16 protein-coding genes are annotated in these 21,871 nt (G+C 29.8%); 12 read left to right on the forward strand and 4 right to left on the reverse strand.

Annotated elements, in window-relative coordinates; genetic code table 11:
• Window positions 1–13: 13 nt before the first annotated feature.
• From BMY79_RS09555 to BMY79_RS09570, 4 genes are all read left to right on the forward strand, one after another.
• A complete protein-coding gene (locus tag BMY79_RS09555; protein WP_027422430.1) occupies window positions 14–514 on the forward strand; it encodes a phosphatase PAP2 family protein in 501 nt (166 codons plus the stop codon).
• Window positions 515–776: 262 nt separating this feature from the next.
• Complete coding sequence (locus BMY79_RS09560; RefSeq protein WP_022749849.1) at window positions 777–2,513, forward strand: ABC transporter ATP-binding protein; 1,737 nt, start codon at window positions 777–779, stop codon at window positions 2,511–2,513.
• A gap of 4 nt (window positions 2,514–2,517) precedes the next feature.
• Window positions 2,518–4,269 (forward strand): ABC transporter ATP-binding protein, encoded by a 1,752-nt coding sequence (locus BMY79_RS09565; protein ID WP_029067151.1) that lies wholly within the window; start codon window positions 2,518–2,520, stop codon window positions 4,267–4,269.
• Window positions 4,270–4,522: 253 nt separating this feature from the next.
• Window positions 4,523–4,813, forward strand: coding sequence for a hypothetical protein (locus tag BMY79_RS09570; protein WP_074730827.1), 291 nt, complete (start codon window positions 4,523–4,525; stop codon window positions 4,811–4,813).
• Between the two features lie 146 nt (window positions 4,814–4,959).
• On the opposite strand, the gene BMY79_RS09575 is transcribed toward BMY79_RS09570, so the two are convergent.
• Window positions 4,960–5,847, reverse strand: a complete 888-nt coding sequence (locus tag BMY79_RS09575) for an AraC family transcriptional regulator (protein ID WP_022749845.1) — start codon at window positions 5,845–5,847, stop codon at window positions 4,960–4,962.
• Between the two features lie 283 nt (window positions 5,848–6,130).
• On the opposite strand from BMY79_RS09575, the gene BMY79_RS09580 reads away from it, so the two are divergent.
• The 6 genes from BMY79_RS09580 (at window position 6,131) to BMY79_RS09605 (ending at window position 14,630) form a co-directional block, all read left to right on the forward strand.
• The gene (locus tag BMY79_RS09580; RefSeq protein WP_074730828.1) at window positions 6,131–8,404 is read left to right on the forward strand and encodes a glycogen/starch/alpha-glucan phosphorylase; all 2,274 of its coding nucleotides are present in this window, start codon (window positions 6,131–6,133) and stop codon (window positions 8,402–8,404) included.
• 231 nt (window positions 8,405–8,635) lie between these two features.
• Window positions 8,636–9,607 (forward strand): tetratricopeptide repeat protein, encoded by a 972-nt coding sequence (locus BMY79_RS09585; protein WP_022749842.1) that lies wholly within the window; start codon window positions 8,636–8,638, stop codon window positions 9,605–9,607.
• Window positions 9,608–9,684: 77 nt separating this feature from the next.
• Window positions 9,685–10,935 (forward strand): GTPase HflX, encoded by a 1,251-nt coding sequence (hflX, locus tag BMY79_RS09590; protein ID WP_022749841.1) that lies wholly within the window; start codon window positions 9,685–9,687, stop codon window positions 10,933–10,935.
• A gap of 84 nt (window positions 10,936–11,019) precedes the next feature.
• Entirely contained in the window at window positions 11,020–12,303 is a 1,284-nt protein-coding gene (locus BMY79_RS09595) for a hypothetical protein (RefSeq protein WP_022749840.1), read from the forward strand.
• A 24-nt stretch (window positions 12,304–12,327) separates the two neighbouring features.
• The gene (locus BMY79_RS09600) at window positions 12,328–12,999 is read left to right on the forward strand and encodes a DUF6320 domain-containing protein (protein WP_074730829.1); all 672 of its coding nucleotides are present in this window, start codon (window positions 12,328–12,330) and stop codon (window positions 12,997–12,999) included.
• A 50-nt stretch (window positions 13,000–13,049) separates the two neighbouring features.
• A complete protein-coding gene (locus tag BMY79_RS09605; protein ID WP_074730830.1) occupies window positions 13,050–14,630 on the forward strand; it encodes a LicD family protein in 1,581 nt (526 codons plus the stop codon).
• 205 nt (window positions 14,631–14,835) lie between these two features.
• Here BMY79_RS09605 and BMY79_RS09610 read toward each other — a convergent pair whose 3' ends face one another.
• From BMY79_RS09610 to BMY79_RS09620, 3 genes are all read right to left on the reverse strand, one after another.
• Entirely contained in the window at window positions 14,836–15,642 is an 807-nt protein-coding gene (locus BMY79_RS09610) for a bacteriohemerythrin (RefSeq protein ID WP_027422423.1), read from the reverse strand.
• Window positions 15,643–15,871: 229 nt separating this feature from the next.
• Window positions 15,872–17,761 carry an ABC transporter ATP-binding protein gene (locus BMY79_RS09615; RefSeq protein WP_074730831.1) on the reverse strand — a complete coding sequence of 630 codons (1,890 nt, stop codon included), beginning with the start codon at window positions 17,759–17,761 and terminating at the stop codon, window positions 15,872–15,874.
• Complete coding sequence (locus tag BMY79_RS09620) at window positions 17,761–19,509, reverse strand: ABC transporter ATP-binding protein (RefSeq protein WP_022749833.1); 1,749 nt, start codon at window positions 19,507–19,509, stop codon at window positions 17,761–17,763. The genes BMY79_RS09615 and BMY79_RS09620 overlap by 1 nt, the downstream gene beginning before the upstream one ends.
• A 407-nt stretch (window positions 19,510–19,916) precedes the next feature.
• On the opposite strand from BMY79_RS09620, the gene BMY79_RS09625 reads away from it, so the two are divergent.
• Both BMY79_RS09625 and BMY79_RS09630 read left to right on the forward strand, forming a co-directional pair.
• Window positions 19,917–20,444 carry a hypothetical protein gene (locus BMY79_RS09625; protein ID WP_074730832.1) on the forward strand — a complete coding sequence of 176 codons (528 nt, stop codon included), beginning with the start codon at window positions 19,917–19,919 and terminating at the stop codon, window positions 20,442–20,444.
• A gap of 54 nt (window positions 20,445–20,498) precedes the next feature.
• Window positions 20,499–21,821, forward strand: coding sequence for a protein kinase family protein (locus BMY79_RS09630; protein WP_143065842.1), 1,323 nt, complete (start codon window positions 20,499–20,501; stop codon window positions 21,819–21,821).
• Window positions 21,822–21,871 lie beyond the last annotated feature (50 nt).

The raw sequence follows: 21,871 nt of genomic DNA on the forward strand, positions 1-21,871 counted from the left end.
TAGAGGATTGACTATGAAAAGAGATACATATATTAAAATGATAGATTTTTTCAATGCCAATTCGGTTAGAGCAAAAACAATCCAAGTAGTCAATAAGTTGATTACTAGGGTTGTTTTTGTTAGTTATCCGTGTTTTTTGGCATATCTATTGTGGAAAAAAGATAAATTATTTTTAAAAGGAATAATGGTACCATTGATATCATTTGTAATTTTGACGTTAATTCGAAAAATGATAAATGCGCCAAGACCCTATGAAGTTTTTCAAACAGAAGCAGTTATAAAGAAAGAAACAAAAGGAAAATCATTTCCAAGCAGACATGTTTTTTCTATATTTATAATTGCCAGTACATATTATTTTGTATTGGATATAAAAACGATTGGAATTGTAGTTGCAATAAGTGGGTGTGTACTCGCTACTACAAGAGTATTGTTAGGGGTACATTTTACAAGGGATGTAATAGCTGGTGCGATGTGTGGTATTTTAGCAGGAGTTATCGGATTTGTTATATTTTAAAAAGAATGATGTATCACAGTAATTATATTGTAAAAGTGAGGGTAAGTGAGAGCTTACTCTTTTTTTTTTGCAGAAAATAGATGGTTGAATATCAAAAATCTAGTAGACAGTATGTTGTGTTGAAAAATAAAAAATTAGGGTATTGACATTTGGGTTAGTTAAGACTAATATCATATTTGGAAATATTATATTAAAAAATAGTATTTCTATGAAGAGTTTAGGTATAAAGAAATAGTAAAAATAACTAAGAAAGGAATAGAAAATGATTTCATACGTATTTAAATACTCAGGAAAGTATAAGAAAAAAACAGTAATGGCCATGATTGTTATGACAATAGGTATTACACTGTCTGTGCTTCCATATCTGTTTGCATATCAATTAATTGAGCCACTTTTAAAGCATCAAAAATTGGGTGTATCGTTTGCAGTTTCAAGAACAGTATTCATGTTTGTATGTATCTTGATGTATCGTGTTCTTTATTGTTATGGACTACAATTTTCACACGAGGGGGCATTTTATACATTAAAAAATATTAGGGAATATGTTCAGTCTAGAATAGAGAAAATGCCTCTTGGAAAAATTCAGGATATCGGAACAGGACAATTAAAAAAAATGTTCACAGATGATATAGATGGGCTAGAACTTCTTATGGCACATGCACTTCCAGAGGGATTTGCCAATGCATTAGGTGTAGTGATTTTGTGCGTTGCCATGTTTATTGTAGATATAAGAATGGCATTATTAAGTTTAGCGTCTTTAGCTGCGTCAATGTTAGTTATGTTTATAATGTTTGGTTCATGTATTAAAAAAATGAATGAATATTATGCGTCTTCAGCTAGAATGAATAATACAATTATTGAATATATTAACGGAATGGAAGTTATAAAAGTTTTTAATCGTAATGAAGAATCTTTTAAAAAATACAGACAAGATGTTGTAAGCTATAGAGATTATACTCTTGGATGGTATAAATTATGTTGGCCATTTCTTGCAATAACAACAAGCTTGTTTTCGTGCATGACAGTTTTTTCTTTGCCAGCAGGAGTGAAATTTATCAATGATGGAACTCTTTCTATTTCACAATTTGCTCTCATTATTTGTTTGACAATATCGATAGTTGGTCCTATTTTGAAAGTGGGAAGTTTTGGTTCAACTTTGCCACAAATTAGATTCAAAGTTAAAGCATTAGAGGAATTAACAGAAGGTGAAAGTTTGAAAGTTGGAGAAAAGAAATTTGAGGGAACAAAACATGATATTTCTTTTGAAAATGTAAAATTTTCTTATAAAGATAGGGAAGTTATTCATGGAATTTCATTAGATATTAAAGATAATTCAATGACAGCATTTGTGGGTGCGTCAGGTAGTGGAAAATCAACATTGGCAAAATTGTTAGTACATTTTTATGATATAGACAGTGGATGTATTAAGATTGGTGGGCAGGATATTACAAGCATCAGTCTTGAAGAACTAAATAATCAGATTTCTTTTGTTTCACAAGAACAGTTCCTATTTAATACAACGATTTATGAAAATATTTTAATAGGCAAACCAAAAGCTTCTAGAGAAGAGGTTTTAGAAGCAGCTCAAAGAGCACAGTGTATGGAGTTTTTAAATAAATTACCAGAAGGAATTGATTCAAAGGTTGGAGATAGTGGAAAGATGCTTTCAGGAGGAGAGAGACAAAGAATAGCACTTGCTAGAGCAATTCTAAAAAATTCTCCAATTATTGTACTTGATGAGGCTACTGCATTCATCGATCCAGAAAATGAGGAAAAAATGAATAGAGCGATATCTCAAGTTATACAAGATAAGACAGTAATTATTATTGCACACAGACTTCCTTCAATTATAAGTGCAGATCAGATTGTGGTATTAAATGATGGAAATATTGTAGATAAGGGAAGTCATAGAGAACTTCTAGAGCGTTGTGGCGAGTATAAAAAGATGTGGTGTGCACAAAAAGTTACACAAGAGTGGAAAATCAAGGAGGAAGCATAAGATTATGTTGAAAATGATACATAGGATTGTAGAAGCTGCAGGTAAAAGAAAAACACGAATACGACTAGCATATATATTTTGTTTTATAAAAGGTTTACTGATGAAGTCACCGGTTATAGTTGCGTTTATTGTTATTAATAAAGTATTAGAAAATAAATTAGATTCGGATTTTGTTATAAATTCAGCGATTACGATGGGATTAGTTTTAATTGCTCAGATTTTGGCACAATACATTGGAGACAGACTTCAATCAGCTACAGGATTTGAAATGTTTGCTGATATGAGAATTAAAGTAGGTGAGCATTTAAAGAATCTTCCTATGGGTTATTATACAGAAGGTAATTTAGGAAAAATATCTTCAATACTTACAACTGATATGTCAATGGTTGAAGAAGTATGTATGTCTCAGGTTGCACAGCTTATGACGTATATTTTTTCGGAAGCAATTATGATAGCTTTTTTGTTTGTCTTCGATTATCGTGTTGGAATTTTTGGCTTGTTAACAGTATTGGTAATTGTTTTAGCAGGTAAAATGGTATCTAATAAAGTCCTTTTACATTCTAAATTAAGACAGTCACAGGCAGAACACTTAACATCGGCTGTAATTGATTATACAGAAGGAATGAATATTATAAAAACTTATAATATGTTAGGTAAATCTTCTAAAGAATTATCATATAATTTTGAACAAAGTTGTAAAGAAAACATTAAATTTGAAAAAGCTGTTTTTCCTTTTTCTATTGGATTAGGTTTTATTTATGCATTGGGAACAGCGGGAACACTTGCTATATGCGTATGCCTTGTTATGAAAAACATAATTAGTGTATCTTCGTTCGTTGGAATAATACTTTTTATATTTGATTTATACATGCCGGTATTTATTTTATATAATGAAGCAACAAGACTTACTGTTATGAATGCTTGTATGGATCGAATCGAGGAAGTATTAAGCGTACCAGAACTTGATGATGCAGGAAAAATGAAAATTCCAGAAAAATATGAAGGAAAACAGGTTGAATTTAAAAATGTTTCATTTGGATATGAAGATAAAGAAATTCTTCATGATATTTCTTTTGAAATGGAACCTAACACAATGACTGCAATTGTTGGACCATCAGGAAGCGGAAAGAGCACAATTGCAAGTCTTCTTGCAAGATTTTGGGATATAAAAAATGGTGAAATTAAGATAAAAGGTATTAATATTAAAGATGTTTCGCTTTATGATCTGATGAATGAAATAAGTATGGTATTTCAAAGAGTTTATCTTTTCCGAGATACTATTTATAACAATATTGTAATGGGACGACCAAATGCTACAAAAGAAGAGGTTATACAAGCAGCAAAAAAAGCAAGGTGCTATGACTTTATAATGGAACTTCCAGATGGCTTTGATACAGTAATTGGAGAAGGTGGAGCAAGCCTTTCAGGAGGCGAAAAACAAAGAATATCAATAGCACGTTGTATTTTAAAAGATTCACCTATTGTTATTTTAGATGAGGCAACTGCATCAGTAGATGCTGATAATGAGAGACTAATACAAGATGCCATAAATGAGCTCGTAAAAGGAAAGACACTTCTTGTTATTGCACATAGACTTAAAACTATAAAGAATGCGGATGATATTTTAGTCATAGCTGACGGAATAATACGAGAAAGGGGAACACATCAGGAATTAATTAATAAAAACGGATTATATAAAGAGTTTATGGAAAAAGTTAACTCAGATATTTCCTGGACGAAGGGAGAGGTAGCATGAATAAAGAAAAAACTATTTTTGTAGTAACTCATGATTATGAATTTATTAATGAGTGCTGCGATGAAGTTGTAAAAATATAGTATACATTTAAGATGTAATGTTATATTTTTTCGGGGAAATATAATAAAGAAGTAACATTATAAATGTGATATAATAGAAAAGTAAAATCATAAATACTATAATAAATTATGATTAGTCATTGACTTTTATAGTCAGTAATAATATTTTATTAAGACAGAATAGGAGGCACATGATGGGAGTACAATCAATAGATGTAGAAGACGATCAATTTGCATATCGTTATGATACACAGCTATTAATTGATAGACGTGATAAAGATTTAGATGAAGATGAAATCGCAGATTACATAACAGAGCATTTTGAAGGAAACAGCTTAATCGCTGCTGGAGATGAAGATCTTATAAAGATTCATTTCCACACTAATGAACCATGGAAAATTTTAGAATACTGTAATACAGTAGGAGAAATTTATGACATTGTAGTGGAAGATATGATTAGACAATCTGATGGACTTCAGGGTTAATTAGTAGAAATTTATTGAAGTAAAAAGATTAGAGACAAAAAGTTTATTAGACTTAAATTTATATTATGTCAAATTTTGGGGTGCAATCCTAAGGAATGCACCCCATTATTATTTTTAAAGTGACGGTAATGTAATAGGTGAGATCACTAGGAGTTGTTCTCTTTACGATATCGCAAAGGAGTTGTGTGATATTTTTTCTTAAAACTTCTGTTAAAGTACGATAGATTATCGAAACCAACTTCATTAGCAATATCTAGAATAGATGAATCAGACGAAGCAAGAAGTCTACTTGCCATAGTTAATCTATAATCCTTTAAATATTCTATAAAAGTAGTTCCCATTGTATTTTTAAAATATTTCATAAAATGAGATTCAGAATAATCTATTAAATTAGCAACATCATAAATTGAAATTTTATTCATGTAATTGTTTTCGATATATTTTAATATTATTTTCATTTTATCAAGTGCTAGAGCTGTATGATTAGATTTTGGCTTTGCATCAAGTTTACAACGATTATTTAATACAAAAAAAAGATTAAATAATTGACTCTTAATGTAAAGTTGATATCCTTGCGGTCTAGTCATAGAAATATTGTCGCAACAATCTAAGCTAGAAACAACATCATTATAATAAGGATATAGTTTATTGAATACAGTTGGAACTGTAATTTGCCGATTAAGTAAAGGTAGGATAAAGTCAGTAGAACAACAATCGGCTTGTTTGGGTATAAGCATGGAAGGATTAAAAATTATATTTTCATATTCCATAGAATAATCCTCTAATTGCTCAATCGAATGGAGTTGACCTGGTAAAATAAGTACAACGGAAGGACTTTTTACATTATATGATTTAAAGTCCACTGTAACAATTCCTTGGCCTTTTTTTATATAGATAACCTCCATTTCTTCATGCCAATGTAGTGGAACTTTAGAAAAGTCATATGGTATTGAGCAAAGGTATGTATTATAAGGAAAAATAATATCTCCATGTGATATAGTTTCATGATAATTTTCATATTCTAGTATATTCATGATAGAATTGTACCATTTTTTAAGAGTATAATGCAAGAATAACGTCGCGTTTTTTCGTATAATTTAGTTGTAAGTTAGGTGAGACGTTCAAAGGATTGTGTTTTATCAGACAATATCCAAGAGCGGTAAATTAATAAAGGACTTTTTATAAGCACAGGAGACTAGGAGCAATCATTATTTTGTAACTTCCCTTTCCTCGAAATATAGTTTCAGTATACAATACATAACGGTAATTAGATTGCTTCCTAGAAAAATGTGCTAAAGAGATGGAGGATAATCACAAATGAAAATTAAAGGAAAAGAGAAAGATTTTGCAACTATAATCGAAAAAAAATATGATAAAAGTATCGCTAAATGTACAACAAAAGAGTTATATGATGCTCTTTTAGAAACGGTTAAAGAGCTTGCAAAAGAAAAAGAAAGTAATAAGGGAAAAAAGAAATTATATTATATTTCAGCAGAGTTTTTGATCGGTAAATTATTATCTAATAATTTGATTAACTTAGGAATTTATGATGAGATAAAAGAAACTTTAGAAAAAAATGGAAAAAATTTAGCTGAGTTAGAAGAGTTTGAAGTAGAACCATCATTAGGTAATGGTGGACTCGGAAGACTTGCAGCATGTTTTATAGATTCAATTGCAACATTAGGTTTAAACGGAGATGGTGTTGGCCTTAATTATCACTACGGATTATTTAAACAGGTTTTTGAAAAAAATCTACAAAAAGAAACACCAAATCCTTGGATTACTGAAGATAGCTGGCTTAACAAGACAGAAAGATCTTATGAAGTAATGTTTGGTGGTTTTAAAGTAAAATCCAAATTATATGATATCGATGTTGTAGGTTATAATAATAGAACGACAAAATTGCATTTGTTTGATATCGAAACAGTTGATGAGTCAATAGTTGGAAAAACAATTGATTTTGACAAAGAATTGATAGAAAAGAATTTAACTCTTTTCTTATACCCAGATGATTCAGATGATAAGGGTCGTTTATTAAGAGTATATCAGCAATATTTTATGGTAAGTAACGCAGCTTCATTGATTATTGATGAGGCATTAGAAAAAGGATCTAATTTACATGATTTAGCAGATTATGTGACAATTCAGATTAATGATACACATCCTTCAATGGTTATACCAGAACTTATTCGTCAGTTACAAGAAAGAGGATTGTTAATGGATGAGGCTATTGAAATAGTATCTAAGGTTTGTGCATATACTAATCACACAATTCTTGCAGAAGCTCTTGAAAAATGGCCAATAGAATTTTTAGATAAAGCGGTACCACAATTAATGCCAATTATTAGAGAACTTGATAACCGAATTAAAGATAAAGTGAAAGATGAATCTACCTATATTATTAAGGATGGTTTGGTTCATATGGCACATATGGATATTCACTATGGATATAGTGTAAACGGTGTAGCGTACTTACATACAGAAATCCTAAAAAATACAGAATTAAATAATTTTTACAAATTATATCCAGAAAAATTTAATAACAAGACAAATGGTATTACATTTAGACGTTGGTTAATGGAATGTAATCCTGAGTTATCTAGTGTTATTACAGATCTAATTGGAGACGGTTGGAAAAAAGATGCAAATGAATTAGAAAAACTAGAAAAATTTGTTAATGATGATGCTGTCTTAGATAAGATTTTAGATGTAAAACACCAGAAAAAAGTTGAACTTAAGAATTATTTAAAAGAAAAACAAAATATTGATATTGATGATAATTCTGTATTCGATATTCAGATTAAGAGATTACATGAATATAAGAGACAGCAGATGAATGCTTTGTATGTAATAAACAAATACTTTGAAATCAAAGAGGGAAAATTACCAAAGAGACCTATTACCGTTTTCTTTGGAGCAAAAGCAGCGCCAGCGTACGTGATTGCTAAAGATATTATTCATTTGATTTTATGCCTACAAGAGATCATTGAAAAGGATCCAGAAGTGAATAAATACTTAAAAGTTGTAATGGTAGAAAATTATAACGTGACATTAGCTGAAAAATTAATTCCAGCGTGTGATATTTCAGAACAGATTTCACTTGCTTCTAAAGAAGCATCAGGAACAAGTAATATGAAATTTATGTTAAATGGTGCAGTTACACTAGGAACTATGGATGGAGCAAATGTAGAAATAGCTGAACTCGTAGGAGAGGACAACATTTATACATTTGGTGAGTCTTCAGAGGTTGTAATTAAACGCTATGAAGATGCAAGCTATGTTTCTCGTGATTACTATGAGAAAGATGAAAAATTAAAAGAAGCTGTTGATTTTATAGTTAGTAAAGAACTTCTAAAAGTAGGTTGCAAAGAAAATCTAGAAAGATTATATAATGAATTATTAAATAAGGATTGGTTTATGACATTCCCAGACTTTAAAGAATTCGTTAAAACAAGAGATAAAGTGTATGAAGAATACGAAGATAGAAAAGCATGGGCAAAAAAAATGCTTATAAATATCAGTAAAGCGGGATTCTTCTCATCAGATAGAACTATAGCTCAGTACAATGATGAAATCTGGAAATTAAAATAAAATATTAATCCATAAGGGCTATCATTTCTGCTAAAACAGAATTATAAAATATAGAGACTATTTTCTTGAAAGATAAGAGAATAGTCTCTTTTTGTTTATTTTTCTGCTACATACAATAAATTAAATCCAATAGGGCAATAAATAAAATTGCTTAAAATAGGCCAATTGTGTATAATTAATATTATTGAAATTACATAATGAATAAAAATGTTTGAAGAAGAAGGACTAAAAATGAAGCGAATGAGAAATAAGATTTTAGCAATGTTAATGACGTCTGTGACAGTAGTATCTGTTTTAGGAGGATGTGGAAGAAACGAATCAAAGCAAACAACATTTAAACAATATGGAATAAATGCACTAGAAAACGGACAATATAAAGAAGCTATAAAGTCATTAAATAGTGCACTAAATCAAGCCAACGGAAAAGTTGGGAAGAATGAAGTTGAAATTTGTTATTATAAAGCAGAGGCTCAATATTTAAGTGGAGATATAAAAGGTGCTTTAAAAACATATACAGCTTTAATTGATTATGATAATAATGAGAAAGCTTATTATTTAAGAGGAAATGTATATCTTAGCCAGAGTAAAACAAAAAAAGCATTTAGTGATTATAAAAAAGCATTAGAAGAAAATGAAAATGACTATGAATTATACATAGGTATTTATAATTCTTTAGCAGATGATGGTGAAGAAAAAGAAGCCAAAGAGTATTTAAAGAAAGCCTTAAAAATAGATAAAGATAAGGCTTATGATAAAATGCAAAAGGGTAGAATTTATTATTTATTAGAGAAAAAAGACAAAGCTATTAGTTTGTTAAATGAAGCTATAGATGATGGACAAAAGGATGCATATTTTTACTTAGGCGATATATATGCTGAAAGCGATAAAAAATCTAATAAAGAAAAGGCAAATAATTATTTTAAAAAGCATATGGAAGAATCTGATTTGACATCCGAGGAATATTATAGATTTGGAAAAAGTTTAATGAAGGAAGATAAATATTGTTATTCATTAAGTTATTTCTTGAATGGACTTAAATTAGAAGAAGTACCTAATAAACAAGCTCTTATGAAAAAAGCAATTTCCGCATATGAGCATACAAGTGATTTTAAAGCTGCAAAAGAACTTATGAAAAAATATGTAGAAAGCTATCCTTCTGATGAGGCAGCTAAATCAGAATATGTTTTCTTAAAAACAAGATAATATGTATTTTTGTGACTTTGCTTAAGAAATGCGCAGTGATAAAAATCTATATAAAATAAGATGAAAAGGAAAAATATATGGCAGAAACATTTGAAATAGAAGAATTACAAGAAAAATTGATTCTAGTTGGTGTTGGAGAACAAAACGGTGATGATGTTAATGAATCTTTAGATGAGTTAGAAGAACTTGTTGAAACAACAGGTGCAACAGTCTGCGGAAGAATAGTACAGAATCTAGAAATAAGAAATACAGCAACATATGTTGGTAGCGGTAAAATACAAGAGATTGCTGAATTGATAGAGCAGACTAATGCTACAGGAATTGTTTGTGATGATGAATTAACACCTGCACAACTTAAAAATTTAGATGATGCATTAAATGTAAAAATAATGGATAGAACATTGGTAATTCTTGATATTTTTGCGGCGAGAGCATCAACTAGAGAAGGTAAAATTCAGGTTGAACTTGCACAATTAAAATATAGAGCAAGTCGTTTGAGCGGTCTAGGTGTATCGATGTCACGTTTAGGTGGTGGTATTGGTACAAGAGGCCCTGGTGAGAAAAAATTAGAGATAGATAGACGTCTTATTAGAGATAGAATAGCACAACTTAATAAAGAACTAAAGGTTATTCAAAAGCATAGAGATGTTACAAGAGCACAAAGAAAGAAAAATAACATTCCAGTTATTGCAATTGTAGGTTATACAAATGCCGGAAAATCAACTTTGTTAAACCATATGACAGATGCAACTGTATTAGAAGAAGATAAATTGTTTGCAACATTAGATCCAACTACAAGACTTCTAGAATTAGATGCGCATCAACAAGTATTATTAACAGATACGGTTGGTTTTATTAGAAAATTACCACATAATTTAATAGAAGCTTTTAAGAGTACGCTTGAAGAAGCAAAATATGCGGATTATATTTTCCATGTGGTTGATTCTTCTAATGTAAATTATGAACATCAAATGGAAACAGTATATCAAACACTCGATGAATTAGAGGTAAAAGATAAAACAATTATTACGTTATTTAATAAACAAGATAAGAGATTAGATGACGAACCATTAAGAGATTTTAGAGCTGAAAAAACTTTACTTATTTCTGCTGTTAAGAATCAGGGATTAGATGAAGTAAAAGAAGAAATAGTAAATCTTTTAAGAGATAATAAGATATATGTGGAGAGAGTTATTTCTTATCAAGATGCTGGTATTATTCAACTTGTAAGAAAGCAAGGAGAATTAGTATCGGAAGAGTACGTTCCAGAAGGTATTGCAATTAAGGCATATGTTCCAATGGAAGTATATGGTAAATTACCAGATTAATTAAATGGGGTAAGATTTTTTTGTTATATCATCCGATAAACATTGTAGGTGTTGTCGGATGATATATGAAGGGGGACTAAAGAGTTGGCTGGTAGTAGAAATAGAGAAAAACGTTGGGATAAACTAGATAATACAGCAAATCTATTTCCTGTAATAGCAGGTGAAAATATGACCAATGTATATAGAATGAGTGTTAAATTAAAAGAAGAGATACAGCCCAAACTTTTGCAAGAAGCACTAAATATAGTACTTCCCAAAATGGATGGTTTTAATTTATGTTTAAGAAGAGGTGTGTTTTGGTATTATTTTGAGGAAAATGGAAGAAGAGCACCTAAAGTAGTAGAAGAGCATACGTTTCCTTGTAGATTTATTCATCCAAGTACAACTAGAGATTATTTATTTAGAGTAACTTATTATGGATGTAAAATTAATTTAGAAGTTTTTCATGTCTTAACAGATGGAATGGGCGGTATTAATTTTATCAGAGAATTGACATATCAATATTTAAGATTAGCCCACAAGGAATTGCAGGAACAATATGGAGATGTTTTTAGTTATAGGACATCTTTAAATAGAGAAGATAGTTTTGTAAAGAATTTTAAGAAAAAATCAAAACGTGGATACAAAAGTCAAAAAGCATATCTTGTAAAAGGTGACAAATTAAGTGAAGGTGAATTTGGAGTAATGCATCTTCTTATGCCGTTAGATGAGATTAAGAATGTTGCAAAGAAATATGATGCGACAATAAATGAATATTTAGTCGCATGTTTTATTTGGAGCATTTATGTGGAGTGCTTAAAAAAGATGCCAAGTAAGAGGGCAATTCGGGCAGCAGTTCCAGTAAATCTTAGACCTTTTTTTGATTCGATAACAACAAAGAATTTTTTCATTATGGTATCAGCAGAATTTAAACCAGAAAAAGACGAGTATACTTTTGAACAAGTACTTGAGATTATTAAGAAAAGTTTGAGAGAACAAATAACGAAGGATCATTTAGAAGAATTATTTTCATATAGCGTTGCAGGACAACTTAATAAATTTGCAAGACCAGTTCCTTTATTTTTAAAAAATGCATATATGAAGATGGTTTATACTAAATCAGCGTTAGCAAATACAACAACAGTTACAAATATAGGTAATTTAAAAGCAGAAAAACCTTATGATGAATATATTGAAAGGTTTTATGCATTTATAGCAATGTCAAAAGGACAGAATATTAAAGGTACGATTTGTTCTTATAATGGTGTTTTAGTGTATACATTTAGTTCAATTTTGACAGAAACTTCTATACAAAAATGTTTTTGTAAACAATTAGTGACGGATGGAATTAGCGTTTCTGTAGAAACGAATGGAGTGTATTCATGTTAAAAAAACAGAAGGTTTGGTGGAAAAATGGCACGTTGTAAAAAATGTAATGTGGAAATCTTAGATGATACCGATAGATGTCCACTTTGTAATTTGATACTTAAAAAAAATGATAAAGAAATAAGTGAGTTATATCCGCTTGATGTAATTGCAACTACAAGGAAACATCGTTTGCTTGCTAATATCATGTTGTTTGTATCTATCGTATTGCAAACAATTGCTTTTTGGCATGACTATGATGCTCATGGTGTAAAAATCATGTGGAGCCTAATTATTGGAATGGCAATTATTTATACCAATGTTGTTGTACGTTTGACAATTATGGGCAGATCTGGTTTCCTTTTCAAAATAGCAGGGGTATGTTTTTTCGCCTTAGTATTTTGTGTGTTGGGCGACTTTGTCATGGGATATAAAGGTTGGTCGATTGAAGTTGTAGTACCAATTGTGATGATGGGGTTACATCTGTTTATTTTTATTCTGATGTTGGCACATAGAAAACATTGGCAAAGTTATATTATGATTCAAGTTGCACTAGTAGCTATAGGTGTTGTATTAGTTACAATAGGTGCATTAGGTTTTATAAAACATGTAATTTTGTTAAATGTTTCAACGGCTTTATCCATATTTATGTTTCTGGGAATAGTAATAATTGGCGATAAAAGGGCAAAAACTGAGCTAAAGAGAAGATTTCATATGTAGTATTTGTTTTGTAAAAGATATTTTTTTGATATTTTTGATAGGAGAAGGCTATGAAACAAAAAGATGATTTTTTTAGAGACGAAATACGAAGTGGTTTTTATGTTCCAACTGTGATTAAACAAGCATGGGCAAATGAGCTTGATGTTTTAGGAAAAATAGATGAAATATGTAAAAAATATGATATAAAATATTTTGCTGATGCGGGAACTTTATTAGGAGCGGTAAGACATAATGGATTTATACCATGGGATGATGATATAGATATATGTATGTTTAGGGATGATTTTGAACGTTTCATGGAGATAGCGGAAAAAGAGCTTCCTAAAGATTATACAATTCATGATTATAAAAGGAAGGAAAATTATAATAATTTTTCAGTGAAAATCGTAAATGGGCAAAGAATAAATTTTGAATTAGATTATTTAAACAAGCATTACAATTTTCCTTGGCTTTCATGTGTAGATGTTTATATACTAGATTATTTATATGAAGATTCAGAACAAGAAAAACAAAGAGATGATGAATTACTTTATTTATTAGCTGTAATAGAAATACTTGAAAAAAGAGAAGAATTAACCGACAAAGATCTCTTTTTATTAGAACAATTAGAACAAAAGTATAATGTGAAATTTTTAAGACAGGGTAGTAAGTTAGATATAACGAATCAAATTAGAGACTTATTTGTAAAAATATCAAGTAGAGTAAATAAAAATGAAAGTTCACGGGTGGGAATTATACATCCGTTTATTTTGTCCGGTGAAGAAGGCGTATCGGCAGAATTGTACAAAAATGTTGTTTATTTTCCTTTTGAAAAATTTAAAATTCCGGTTCCTATAGGTTATGATGATATTCTAAAAAATAGATTCAATGATTATCATATTATAGTTAAAGATAGATCGTTGCATAATTATCCTTTTTTTGAAGAACAAAAAAAAGATATTGAACAGTTAGCAAATGAGAAAGTATTTGATTTTGAAATAGATAAAAATCTACTGTTAAGTAGACCAGTGGTTGATTTTAGCCGTTGTGAACGTGAAGTGGAAAATATAGAAAAGAAAGAAATATTATTTTTACCAATAGGAATTAAAGAATGGGAAAGCATGCAGCCATATTATGAAAAGGCGAAAAGAGATAAAAATTCAGACGTTTACATTGTTCCATTACCACTTATGAGAAAAGATATTTTGGGAAATGTTATTGCAGATGATAAAGATATTTTTGAGGCATTAAATATTGAGGCATACATACAGTCACATTCGATAAAAGTCGAAGACATAGTGAGTTTTATTGATTATGACATTAGTAAACATTGTCCAAATGAAGTGTATGTACATAATCCGTATGATGGCGAAAATCCATATTTTACTGTGCCTACTAACTATTATGTAAAAAATATAAGAAATTACGCCTCAAAAATCACATATATTCCAATTGGTAAGGTTGATGAATTTGAAATAGATGATTATGTCGAATATTATAATATGGTTCACTATGTCTGTAAGCCTGGTCTAGTTTATGCTGATGAGGTTATAGTACAGTCTGAGAATATGAAGGAAGTCTATATAAAAAAATTAAATGATATATTTGGAAAAGAATATGATAAAGCATGGAATAAAATGATAAAATTTTAAAGGCAATAGGTGTAAATTGTACTGCCCTAGAAATAGTAAATGATATTATTTTTAATAACGAAAAAGAAGCAGATAGTATGCAGTCTCAAGTATTAATATGTTAAACCACTAGATTATGGAGACGCATAAAAATTGTGCTTCTTTTTTCTTAGAGTATTCTATTATTTATTGCGTATTTTATATAGCATTATTTTGCTATATAATGTCAGTTATTTGTTTTCTTGTAAAATTCACCAATTTTTTTATCCATTTTTAGAATATGTGTTGTTAACCAATTAAGGAGAAATGCTAATAAATCGTTAAGGTAGCCTTGTTGATCATCATCAATATTTTCTAGGTCTATTTCATTTAGTTTCTCTATAAAAGCGATATGTGCTTTCATTTGTTTATCTAAGTCAGGGTAATTTATCTCTTTCATAAAACGTTCTTCGTCTGAAAAATGAAATTCTGTATATTCGCGTAATTCGTCAACAATATCCATTATTTCATCGTATTTATCAAAGGAAGATTCATCATGTATAATTTGGTTTGCCTCCTCCATTATTTCAAATAATCGCTTATGCTCATCATCTATTAGTTTAACACCCACAAAGTATTTTTCTGTGAATGCAAATGGAGACTCTGTTTTGCCAATTAAAGTATCACTTCCTATTACGTGGTTAAATAGCCAACGAGACATATAATCTAATAAATCGGTAGTTGCAATTTTTAGATTTTCATCAGAAAGACCTACAACGTTTAAACTGTTCATTCTTGCTATAAAAGATTCATGGGCTAATTTTTGACGTGAAAGTTCGGGATCATGTATTTGTTTCATATATTCTTCTTCATGAACAAAATGCGTACTAGCATATTGTTTTAAATCGCGTATTAATTCAATACAAATTATACGTTTATCAGCATCACTTTTATTTAATTCAGTATATGCAGAATTAATCATATTAAATAGTTTTTGATGTTCTCGATCGATTTCTTCGATTCCTGTTAAACAGTCTTCAGTAAATTTTAACATTATTTTTTCCTCCATAGATGGCTAAGAATATTAAAATAGATCTCATCTATGTTATAATCGGTAAAAATTAATAAGTTACTTATATGCGAAATTTTATAAAAAAATCCAGCTCTATTATTTACATAAAATAAATAATAAAGCTGGTTAAAATCAAGTATGTAGATATTTGAGTTTTAACAGTGTAGGATTAATTATCTTACCTATTTTTTATCTACTACTAGATGATTTTTTAATTTGAAAGTCCTGTATATAATTGATAGTATTTACCACGTTTTTTGATAAGTTCATCGTGATTACCACGTTCAATAACGCGACCTTGCTCAAGAACTATGATACAATCGCTGTTTTTGATTGTTGAAAGTCTATGTGCAATAACGAAAGTTGTTCTGCCATGCATTAGCTTATCCATTCCGTCTTGTACGATTTTTTCAGTACGAGTATCAATTGAACTTGTTGCCTCATCTAAAATGAGTACAGGTGGATCAGCGATTGCAGCTCTTGCAATGGCAAGTAGTTGTCGTTGACCTTGACTTAAGTTACTACCATCACTAGTAAGTAATGTGTTATATCCATCTGGTAACTGACGAATGAAAGTATCAGCATTTGCAAGTTTTGCAGCAGCGTAAACTTCTTCATCAGTTGCATCTAGTTTTCCATATCTGATATTTTCCATAACAGTTTCTGTAAAAAGATGAGTATCTTGTAAAACAATTCCTAGAGAATGTCTTAAATCTGCTTTTTTGATTTTATTAATATTGATACCATCATATCTTATTTTTCCATCAGAAATATCATAGAAACGATTTATCAAGTTAGTAATTGTTGTTTTACCAGCACCAGTTGAACCTACAAATGCAATCTTTTGTCCTGGAGTTGCATATAAATCAACATTATGTAAAACAATCTTATCTTCATTATAACCAAAGTCTACATCATCGAATACTACATCTCCGCGAAGAGGAATATAATCAACAGAGCCATCAGCTTGATGAACATGTTTCCATGCCCAATGGCCAGTGTGATTTGGTGTTTCTGTTATTTTGCCTGTTTCATCTTCAATTGAGTTAACTAAAGTTACGTATCCGTTATCTTGTTCAACTTCTTCATCTAATAAAGCAAAAATTCTTTCACAACCAGCAAGAGCCATAACGATAGCATTTAACTGCTGACTAATCTGGTTGATTGGCATACTAAAACTCTTGTTAAAAGCAAGGAATGTAACAAGAGAACCAATTGAAAGACCTATATGACCATTTAATGCTAACATAGCACCGACAATTACGCAAATAACGTAACTTGTATTTCCGATTTGGGCATTAACAGGTCCAAGGAAGTTTGCAAAGCGGTTAGCACTGTAAGCGCTTTCAAATAATTTGTCATTTAAAACATCAAAATCTTTTATGTTTTGTTCCTCATGAGTAAAAACTTTTACAACTTTTTGACCGTTCATCATTTCTTCGATAAAACCATTAAGTTTACCGATATCTTTTTGCTGAGCTAAGAAATGTCTACTTGATAATCCAGCAAAAGTTTTTGAAACGTATATTGTTATGCCAATCATTGCAAGAGTGATAATTGTTAGAGGAATACTTAATATTATCATCTGTATAGCAATTAAAATAACAGTTAGTAAACTATTAATTAATTGTGGAATACTTTGACTAATCATCTGACGGAGTGTATCAATATCATTAGTGTATACTGACATAATATCACCGTGAGCGTGAGTGTCAAAATATTTGATAGGTAAATCTTGCATATGAGAAAATAGGGTCGTTCTCATTCTTTTAAGTGTACCTTGTGATACATATATCATTATTTTTGAAAACATATATGTTGAAAATACACCAATTAAATAAAAAATACTAACATGTGTAATAGCACTTTGTAGAGGACCATAATCTGGAGTTGCAGATTTAGTCAAAGGAATTATATAAACGTCAACAAGGTCTTTGGTAAAGGCAGTACCTTTAATATTTGCAAAAACACTTATTACTATAAAAATTAAAACAAAAATTAAATGTATTCCGTAACTTTTTCCTACGAATTTGAAAAGTCGATGGAAAAGTTTGCCAGGATTATTAATCTTTGGTTGTGGTTTCGGAACTTGTCTAGGCATTAATTATTACCTCCTTCGTCAAAATCTCCACCGCCGTTAGTTTGAGATTCGTATACATCACGATATATATCATTATTTTTAATAAGATTTTCATGTGTATCAAATGCATCAACTATACCATCGTTTAAAACGATAATTCGGTCAGCATCTTGAATAGAAGAAACACGTTGTGCGATGATTAATTTAGTAGTACCAGGGATAGCTTCCTTAAAGGCTTTTCTAATTTTAGCATCAGTTGCTGTATCTACAGCACTTGTACTATCATCTAAAATAAGAATTTTTGGCTTTTTCAATAAAGCTCGAGCAATACATAGTCTTTGTTTTTGACCACCAGATACATTAGAACCACCCTGTTCAATATATGTATTATATTTATTAGGGAATCGTTCAATAAATTCGTCAGCACATGCGAGTTTACATGCATTGATACATTCTTCATCAGTTGCATTAGGATTACCCCAACGAAGGTTGTCAAGGATAGTACCACTAAATAATACATTCTTTTGTAAAACAACAGATACTTGGTTTCTAAGAGTATCTAAATCATATTTTTTAACATCTATACCGCCGACACTTACGCATCCATCTGTTACATCATAGAGGCGGCTGATTAGATTAACAAGTGAAGATTTACTACTACCAGTTCCACCAAGGATACCAATAGTTTCTCCAGATTTTATTTCTAAATTTACATTAGAAAGAACAGGAGATTCAGCTGTTTTGCTGTATTTGAAATTGACATTTTCAAATTTGATAGATCCGTCTTTGATTTCGTATACAGGATCTTTCGGATTGCTTAAAGTACTTTGTTCGTTTAAGATTTCTGCGATACGATTTGCACTAGCAATACTCATGGATATCATTACTAATACGAAAGATAACATCATTAAACTCATAAGAATATTCATACAATAAGCAAGTAAACTACTTAATTCGCCAGTTTCAAGGGAACCACCAACTACCATTTTAGCACCAAACCAACTAACTAAAATAATACAAGTGTAAACTGTAAATTGCATAAAAGGTGAATTCCAAATGATAATATTTTCTGCTTTTACAAGCATATCATGGATTGTTTGGTTAGATATATTAAAACGTTCTTTTTCATGTTTGCTACGTACATAAGCCTTAACAACACGAATAGCCGAAATATTTTCTTCAACACTTTCATTTAAGGAATCATATTTTCTAAATGCTGCTTGGAAATATTTCATTGCCATAAGAGTAAGTATTAAAAGCAATGAACCAAGAATAATTACCGCAAATAGATAGATAAGAGCTAGACGAGGGCTTATAATAAAACATGCAACCATTGAACAAATCATACTTGCAGGAGCACGCATACACATACGAAGTATCATTTGATAAGCGTTTTGTACGTTAGTAACATCTGTTGTCAAACGAGTTACAAGTCCGGCTGTATTGTATTTATCAATATTTGCAAACGAGAAATTTTGTATATTTCTAAACATTGCACGTCTTAAATTGCGTCCTAATCCCATTGAAGCTCTAGCGCCATAAGTCGCACCTAAACATCCGAAAGTAAGACTGCAAAGGGCAATAACAATCATAAGAAAACCAGTTTTATAAATGTAAGAAAAATCATGCTTATTTATACCAGTATCTATAATTTTTGCCATTAAAAAAGGTATAAGAGTTTCCATTAAAACTTCACCAAGCATAAAAAGAGGAGTAAGAATGGAATCTTTTTTAAATTCTTTTAATTCTGCACTTAAAGTTTTTAGCATTTTGTCCCTTCTTTCTGTAATATAAATATTTTTTACGATGATACATTTAAGGTATCGGTAAAATCTTAGCATATAACACTTGAAAAAATAGTTAGTATGCTAACAATATAAATGATAGACTTTTTAATAGAGCATGTCAATAAAAATATACAAAAACAGGCGGTCATTTTTATGAAAAAAGACAATAATTTTCAAGAGAGTAAATACAATGTAAAAAATATAGGTTTGCTTGTTAGGACAATTTAGAAACAATATCATGATTAAGTGTGAGAAGGGCGATTAAAGAAAAAAAGTTTAATAAAATGCTTTTTTTTTAACTAATGTGTGCTAAAATTATAAACGAAGATAGTCCAATGCATAGAGAATATTATAAATGAATTAGGATAGATGAAAAGGAAGGCAAAGGTATGAAAATTTCAAAATACACAATATTAAAATACGTATGTGTAATATCATTAGAAATAGTGTTAGCCGCGTGTATAGTTAAGCCACATTATGATAAATATGCTTGCAAGGATGATTTACCACCATTGGCAATTAAGGCGCAGTTAAAAAAAGCAGAAAAAGACAACATAAGTGGAAACGAAGAAGAGAAACCTCTAAAAAAAGCTTTAGAGAATAGAATAAAAAAAGGTGAAATCGTAAAAAAAACACCAAGTAAGTATAAATGCAATATTTTACCGGTTTTTGATTTGAAAAAGGATGTATATTTTACAAAATATAATATCTATAATAAAAAAACAAATAAAAAAGTAGGAGAAGGCTATATTGCTTCAACGTGTGAAGAAATTGGAGATTTAGAAAAAAGTATGGAAGGTGATTTTAATTATATAACATATATAAAAGTGTTTAATCCTGATGATCCAAGTGAAAATTATGAAGTTAAAGAACCGGGCTATTTTACAAATTTTCAATTTGAAAAAATCAAAGAGTAGAAAATGAGCTTTGGCTAACATGTATAAGAAAGAATAAAAGAACAGGGAAAAAAAATGATGAAATTAGAAGTTAAAAAGTTTATAAAAACCAATTTTACTTTATTAGCTATAACTTTTGTTATATGTATTATATCAGCTATATTGTGTTTTTATAGTGAAAGTATTATGGCCTTTTTTTCGTATAAAGATGAGGTAAAAAAAAGTTCTTCAGAGAAGTATAAGTCATTATCATATGATTTCAGCAAATTGAAAGTGTCAAAGACTGAAAATGGAAATTACGTACTTATAGATGATAGGAATAAAGAGTTTGATTTGGTTTCAAAAAATGAAATTGGTAGTTATGCTTATAATACGCAGGGAAAATATTTTATAAATTATACTGAACCGTTTGAAGAGCAGAGAAACAAGAATATAAAAAAATTTGAATATGATGTTTATAATCTAGATAAGAAAAAAGTTACAAAAAGAATAGATTTAAAAGCGTTACTAAACAAATATTGTAGTGATTGTTGGTGGACTTCAAAGGATATTATAGAAAATAATGTGGTATATAGTGTAAATGGAAAGACATATATTACAGCTGGATTTGTCAATCCTACAGTTGCAGAACCAATTTATTATTTTTGTGATCGTTTTAAATCTACACCGAAACAGGATATAGTATTATTACGCCAATTTGGATCTGAACATGATATAAGAAGTAACAAGAATGTAAGTGATGGCGATTATGGTTGGTATTTAGGAGAAGTCACATATGGTGGACTTTATATTTCATTAGATCAGAAAGATATTATAAAATCACTTTTATATTCTTCAAAAAACAAGAGAAATGTATTTCAAAAAGTTGGTTCAAATAATAGTAAATTAGAGCCAGATGATATTCAGTACAATTTTATTTATGATAAATTAAATGAAAGAAAAAATCCATATGATAATATGAAAAAATACCCAGATGAATATCGATTTACAGATAGTGAGTTGGTAGAACATAAAGAGTATAGTGAAGATTATTATAAAAATTTTTTGATTTTAGATAAAATAAAAACAGCAAATGGAATTGAGAGTTGTTTTGCAACAGACTACACCAACCCATTTTGCAAAGTAAAGATAGAATTTAATTCATCAGCCTTAAAATCAAACATGACCAACTTATTTAATAAGTATCCTGAACTTAAGAAATATGTTGGTGTAAAAGGTAAGAAAATAACATTGTTTGATCATGACTTAGAGAATGATGATCAAGTGTTGCAATTATTTACACCAGATGGCAAACCATTAAGCTTTGCAGGTGTAAAAGATGACAAAGTTGGCGAGATAACAGGAGTTGCGGATTATTGCCAGAAGATGAAAAAATATTATGAAACTCAAAAACACTAAAAAATGGAGTAGAAATTAAATGAGTATAGAAAAAAATAATAAAGTAACTA

The sequence above is a fragment of the Lachnobacterium bovis genome (genome assembly GCF_900111325.1).
GTDB lineage: Bacteria > Bacillota > Clostridia > Lachnospirales > Lachnospiraceae > Roseburia > Roseburia bovis_A.